We start from the raw sequence: 6,000 nt of genomic DNA on the forward strand, positions 1-6,000 counted from the left end.
GGTGTACTCGAGGCGGACGCCCCGGTGAGGAGATGATCGATGGCACGACCTTCCCGCGCGCTGCCTTCGCCGAGCTCTTTCGCCGCCCGCCGGCCCGAGATGTTCCTCGACGGCGTCTACGTCGGGGACGCCCAGACGCTGTACGCGAGTTTCCAGGCGGGAGAGCTGACCACGGACGACATGGCCGCGGTGCTTCCCGCGGTGTGGCGGTTCAGACCGCGGCGTGATCCGCTCGCCAGTGCCGATGCGTGGCGGCAGATGGTCGAGCACGCCGGCTACTTCGCCTGGCGATCAGGAGATCCCAGTGGGCGGCGCGCGCGGCGGCCGTGGCGACGGCAACGGCTGTACGGGGTGCCACCGGAGAGCAGCGCTTGGGGATGTCGTGGACGAAGAACTTGGCGATCGCCAAGGACTTCGCCCACAACCGTCAGCCGGACGGCGAGACCGGCCACGTCTGGACCGCGACGTTCGCCCTCTCGCGGCTGCTGGCCTCCTTCGCCGGCGAACAGGAGTATCTCGTCCGCGCCGAGGAGAGCGATGTGCGGCGCTGGAGGACGTAACCACGTCAGGGCAACGAGCAGGCCGCATCCGAGTGGATCTCGGAGTTGGACGGTGTGGCGCACCCGGCCGCGCACGGCGCCGGCGGTGCACTCGGTTGACGACGCCGGCGCGCCCAGGGGAGTCCACGAAACTACGCGCGTTCGGCAGGCGGTGCAGTGGAGCGGACTCCGGCCAGGAGGAGGTCCACGAGCCGGCGGACGTAGTCGAGGTCAGCCGGCAGTTTGCGTTCCAGGATGCGCAGGTGAAGCGAGCCAGTCAGGGCCTCCAGCAGGAGTTCCGCGTCGGTTTCGCGGGGGAGTTCGCCCCGGTCGATGCCGCGTTGGATGACTGCGCCGACGCGGTCGAGGCGGGCAGTCCAGAACTGCTCGAGCAGTTCCTCGAACCGTGTGTCGTCCGGTTGGACGAGGGTGATCCGGGCCAGCGCCCGGCCGGTAGGCGTGGCGAGAAAGGCTGCCAGGTCGGTGAAGAAGGTCGTCAGGTCCTCGCGGGTGGAGCCGGTGTCCGGACGGGGCAGCTCAGCGTCCAGACGATCGGAGAGGGCCTCGAGGATCAGGGCGTTGCGGGTGCCCCACCGGCGGTAGACGGAGGTCTCGTGGACTCCCGCGCGGGCGGCGATGTCGGCGACGCGAGCACCTGGCAGGCCCTCGGCGGCCAGGAGTTCGGTGGTGGCTTCGAGGACGGCTTGGCGTACGGCGGCGCCGCGACGGTGCGAGGGGGCCGGGCGGAGTGGTGCCATACCTCTCATCATCGCAAGTCTAGTTGCGTTCTGGCCGGAAGGGCGCTTCACTGGAATTAACGCAAGTTGACTTGCGTTGGGCTGATCCGAGGAGGTTTCTGTGCTCACCATGGCGAAGACGGCCGATGGCGTGCTGCGCGGGCGGGTCGAGGACGGCCTGACCGTTTTCCGGGGTGTGCGCTATGCCACCTGCGAGCGGTTCGGCCCGCCCCGCACGGTGCCCGCCTGGAGCGGGGAGCGGGACGCCACGGTCGACGGTCCGATCGCCCCGCAGAGGCCGTCCCGGCTGGAGCCCGTCATGGGTGCCCCGGAGCACCATGAACAGGGTGAGGACTGCCTGAACCTGACCATCACCACCCCTGGGGCCGACGATCATGCTCGGCCGGTGCTGGTGTGGTTCCACGGTGGCGCCTGGATCTCGGGCGCCGGCTCGTGGAAGTGGTACGGCGGCCATCGGCTGGCCCGGGAAGGTGACGTGGTCGTCGTCTCGGTCAGCTACCGGCTGGGCGTGCTCGGTTATCTGCGTGCCCCGGGGATTTCCGAGGGCAACCTGGGCCTTGCCGACCAGCTTGCTGCGCTGAGGTGGGTGCGCGAGAACATCGCCGCGTTCGGCGGTGACCCGGACGCGGTGACGGTGGCGGGCCAGTCCGCAGGTGGCCACACCGTGCAGTCTCTACTGGGCATGCCCGCCGCCGAGAACCTGTTTCGCCGGGCTATCCTCCAAAGTTCGCCGCGTTTCGACCTCACTAGTGCCCGCACCGCCCAGCGTGCCGCCCAACGGTTCCTCACCCGGCTCGGCGAGGACCCGCGAGCCGCTTCGGTGCCTGACATCCTCGATGCCCAGAGTGAGGTCGCGCGCGCAGCTGCCGGCAGGTTCGGGCTGAAGATCGCATCCCCGTTCAGCCCCGTCGCCGGAGTCGGACCACTCCCGGACGAGGCGAACTGGACCACCTGCCTCGTCAACCGCGCGCCCACGCTGGACGTCATCGTCGGCACCACCGCACGCGAGATGAGCGCCTTCTACACCTTGAATCCGGCGCTGCGCAGCCTGCGCCGAGTCCCCGCCGTGGGACCAATGATCGTCAACACCTGGGAACGTCTCGCGAGCGACGCCGTGTTCAACCGCCCCACCCGTCGTCTGGCTGCCCGCCTCAACGACAGCGGGGCACGCGTCTGGGCCTACCGATTTGACTACGCCGCGCCTGCTTCCCCCTTCGGGGCCGCCCATTGCATCGAGCTGCCCTTCCTGTTCGGCACCGACGCCGACTGGGCCACCGCGCCGATGCTCGCCGGCGCGGACCCGAACGACATCGAGACACTGGGCCGACACCTGCGCGCCGCCTGGCTCGGCTTCATCCGCACCGGCACCCCCGCCACCGAGCCGCCCTGGCCACGATTCACGGCAGACTCTGCCGTCGTCCGCCACTGGCGCCGCTGAGGATTCACAGTCAGAACGCGCACCTTGGGCGCGCGTTCGGTCAGCAGTCGGGTTGCCCGATGCCATCCATCTCGGGCATGCGCACGTCCATGAGCACGATGTCGGCTCGGGTGGTGTCCGCGACCCGACTGCGCGACGAGGAACGCGAAAAGCTGGTCGAGCTCACCGCACAACTGCGCAGCGAGTCGGCCGAGCCGCTCGAGCAGGAAGTCGAGTTGGAGCAGCAGTTGATGGCTGTGCCGGCCCAGGCGCGGCAGCTCAACGTGCCCCCGCAACCCGCCACCACCCGAAACCTCGGTGCCCTGCGTCACACGTACCTCCGGAATTATGAACCAGTACCGGCGTGACGCCCGCAAGACTTAGTACGTGTGGGTAGTGCCGATGGTCAGGTTGTAGGTGCGGAGGCTGCCGGTGTACCGGTTGAGAGACTTGATGGCGACGTTGCCGTTACCGGGTGTGTCGAGCAGGTCACCAGGCTTGAGATCGGTGGCATCGGTTGAGGTGTGAGTGGTGACGTCCCTCCACAGGTGGTGCGCCGTGGAGGTGATCTTCTCTGGGCCGCTCGGGGTCGCGATGGTGACATCGACAAAGTCGCGGTCGTTGTCGGTGATGTGCAGAGCTGTGACCGTGTGGATCTCGGTGTTCCGGTTGTCAGGTTCGGCGTTGCGGACCTTGTCGCCGACCTTGACGTCCTCGATCGGCTCTTTGGTGCCGTCTCCCGTGAGAACAAGGGTCCCGGCTGAGAAGCTGTTGCAGCCACGGATGCTCGACAGTCGCCGCTCTGCAGCTTCAACCGCTCGCAGATCGGCCATCGCTTTGTCCCGGCGCCGGATCCACGAGAGCGTGTCCTTGAACGCCGTGACGATTTTCCCGCCCTTGAGGATCTTGCCCCAGGGCAGCGCGGTCAGTACCTCCCAGCCGCAGGCGGCGAGGTAGAAGTCCTTGATGCAGTTGTCGACGATGCCCTTCACACCGAAGATCTCCTGCAGGATGTCGCCGCCGACCTGGATGGCGACGTCGACCCAGCTGCGTTTGTCCGCGGCGGCCTTCTTCGCCTCCTCGTACTCGGCTTGGTTCGCAGCGGCTGCGGCAGTTGTGATCGCAGCTGCCGCAGCGTTCGCTTGCCTTCGTTGGTGGGCTCCGCGAGTCGCTCCGGGCAGGGCCCCGCCCGACAAGTTTGAAGTTGGAGGATGGCTTTGGTACGGACCAACAGTTCTTCCCGGCTCGTGGCTGACTTGAGATGGGTCTCAGTGACGAACGTGTATCGCCAGGTCCCGAACTTGACTTTGTCGCGGACGAACCGGGGCCCACTCTTCGGCTGCGCGCTGGTCCTCGAGCCCATCGGTGTCGAGCGCTTCCTCCGGTCCGACTGGCCTTCGACGACCCAGTGGACACCGTCCTTGCCAAGGACGATGAAGTCTGCCTAGTACTTCTTGCCGCTGTTGCGTTCGATCCACACATTGCTGCTGGGGTTTCGCGGTGGTGACCCTTCACCAACGGTGGTCGGACGGGCGTGCTCTTCCATCGGATGTTGCGCGCGACCTCCGACGGAAGGTCCTCAAGCGATTGCCCCGGAAACCTCAGCAGCACGACCGGCCCGGGAGCCGCCCGAACCGAACGTTCGAAGCCGCCCGCAACAGACTTGATCCGCGTGTCGGATCGGTCCTACTCTTCAGCGTCGACGACTGCCGAGGAGGACCAAACCAATGCGAGGCGCCAACCGTAGCCGTGGCCACTTGTTGATCATCTCCGGCGCACTGGCCGCCGGTCTGCTGGCCGCGACGAGCCCGGCAGCGGATGCGGCGCCGGCACGAGAACCGCTGTACTCGCCTGGTGCTCCAGGCGCCGGGGATCCGTATTTCCCCGACATGGGCAACGGCGGCTACGACGTCAGTCACTACGACATCCGGCTGGCGTTCAACCCCGAAACCAAAGCAATCAACGCGACCACGACGATCCTCGCCACGGCCACACAGGATCTCTCCCGCTTCGACCTGGACTTCCAGGGACCGCTGAAGATCAGCAGACTCTCGGTGGACGGCCGAAACACCACGTACAGCCGCAGCGGTGCCCAGGAGTTGGCGATCACCCCGCCGCACGGTCTACGGAAGGGTAGCTCGTTCGTCGTCTCGGTGAGCTACGCCGGCGTCCCGCAGAAGATCGACGACCCCGCGCTGGGCGTCTCCGGCTGGGTCGCCACCAAGGACGGCGCGGTCTCGCTCAACCAGCCGATCGGTGCGGCGACCTACTACCCGGTGAACGACACCACCGACGACAAAGCGACCTACACCCAGACCATCACCGTCCCCACCGGACTCACGGTGCTGGCCAACGGCGAACCCGGGCCCACAACCACGCACGATCACCAGACCACCTTCCGCTGGACCATGAACCGGCCGATGGCCAGCGAGCTGAGCATGCTCGCGATCGGCAACTACGACGTCACCCGCGGCGTGGCGGCCGGCGGCCTGCCGAACATCACCGCGATCGGCAAGTCGATCGACACCAAGCCCGGTCAGGGCAAGGTGTTCAACCAGACCACGGCGCAGGTCATCCAATGGGAATCCTCGATGTACGGGCGGTACCCGTTCGACTCCACCGGCGGGATCCTCGCCGACGTCGGCGTCGACTACGCCCTCGAGACGCAGAGCCGGCCGGTCTACGACCAGAGCACCAGCGATGTCGACGGCGACCTGCTCGCCCACGAACTCGGCCACCAGTGGTTCGGCGACAGCCTCACTCCCGTGCACTGGTCCGACATCTGGCTCAACGAAGGCTTCGCGACCTACTCCGAGTGGCTCTACCAGGAGAAATTCAACAACGTCCCCGTGCAACAGACCTTCGCGAAGGCCTACGCCGACGAGAAGGACTGGAGCGGCGAAGTCGCCGACCCCGGACGTGATCACATCTTCGACGACCTGGTCTACAACCGCGGCGCGATGGCACTGCAGGCGCTGCGCATGAAGATCGGCGACCGCGCCTTCTTCGAAGTGCTCACGCAGTGGCCGACCGCTCACCGATACGGCAACGTCTCGACGCGGCAATTCATCCAGTTCGTCGAGCGACTGACCCACCGCAACCTCGACTCGTTCTTCCACGCCTGGCTCTACCAAGCGGGCAAGCCGGCACTCTGACCACGTCATGGACTGCACCGACCGCGTCACGCTCTCCTAATACTGCAACGACAGATCGTGATGGCCGTGTCGGCGGTAGTGGCTGGCTCGTGCTCGGGCTTGGCTGGTTCGTCGCCATCGGGACCAGTGCA

Annotated in this window: 6 protein-coding genes; 4 read left to right on the plus strand and 2 right to left on the minus strand. The window is 66.9% G+C overall.

Annotated features, from left to right (window positions below; genetic code table 11):
• Positions 1-377 precede the first annotated feature (377 nt).
• Entirely contained in the window at positions 378-560 is a 183-nt protein-coding gene (locus tag AB0M56_RS47755; protein WP_364189486.1) for a hypothetical protein, read from the plus strand.
• A 131-nt stretch (positions 561-691) separates the two neighbouring features.
• Here the strand turns inward: AB0M56_RS47755 and AB0M56_RS47760 are convergent, their stop codons facing one another.
• Positions 692-1,297, minus strand: a complete 606-nt coding sequence (locus AB0M56_RS47760; RefSeq protein WP_364189488.1) for a TetR/AcrR family transcriptional regulator — start codon at positions 1,295-1,297, stop codon at positions 692-694.
• Positions 1,298-1,406: 109 nt separating this feature from the next.
• Here AB0M56_RS47760 and AB0M56_RS47765 point away from each other — a divergent pair, with 109 nt between their 5' ends.
• Positions 1,407-2,735 carry a carboxylesterase family protein gene (locus AB0M56_RS47765; RefSeq protein ID WP_364189503.1) on the plus strand — a complete coding sequence of 443 codons (1,329 nt, stop codon included), beginning with the start codon at positions 1,407-1,409 and terminating at the stop codon, positions 2,733-2,735.
• A gap of 59 nt (positions 2,736-2,794) precedes the next feature.
• A complete protein-coding gene (locus AB0M56_RS47770; RefSeq protein ID WP_364189491.1) occupies positions 2,795-3,082 on the plus strand; it encodes a hypothetical protein in 288 nt (95 codons plus the stop codon).
• Between the two features lie 12 nt (positions 3,083-3,094).
• Here AB0M56_RS47770 and AB0M56_RS47775 read toward each other — a convergent pair whose 3' ends face one another.
• A complete protein-coding gene (locus tag AB0M56_RS47775; protein ID WP_364189494.1) occupies positions 3,095-3,910 on the minus strand; it encodes a Hint domain-containing protein in 816 nt (271 codons plus the stop codon).
• Between the two features lie 561 nt (positions 3,911-4,471).
• Between AB0M56_RS47775 and AB0M56_RS47780 the strand changes: the two genes are divergently transcribed.
• Positions 4,472-5,869 (plus strand): M1 family metallopeptidase, encoded by a 1,398-nt coding sequence (locus AB0M56_RS47780; protein ID WP_364189497.1) that lies wholly within the window; start codon positions 4,472-4,474, stop codon positions 5,867-5,869.
• Positions 5,870-6,000: the final 131 nt, after the last annotated feature.

The organism is Amycolatopsis sp. NPDC051372 (genome assembly GCF_040682095.1).
Taxonomy (GTDB): Bacteria; Actinomycetota; Actinomycetes; order Mycobacteriales; family Pseudonocardiaceae; genus Amycolatopsis.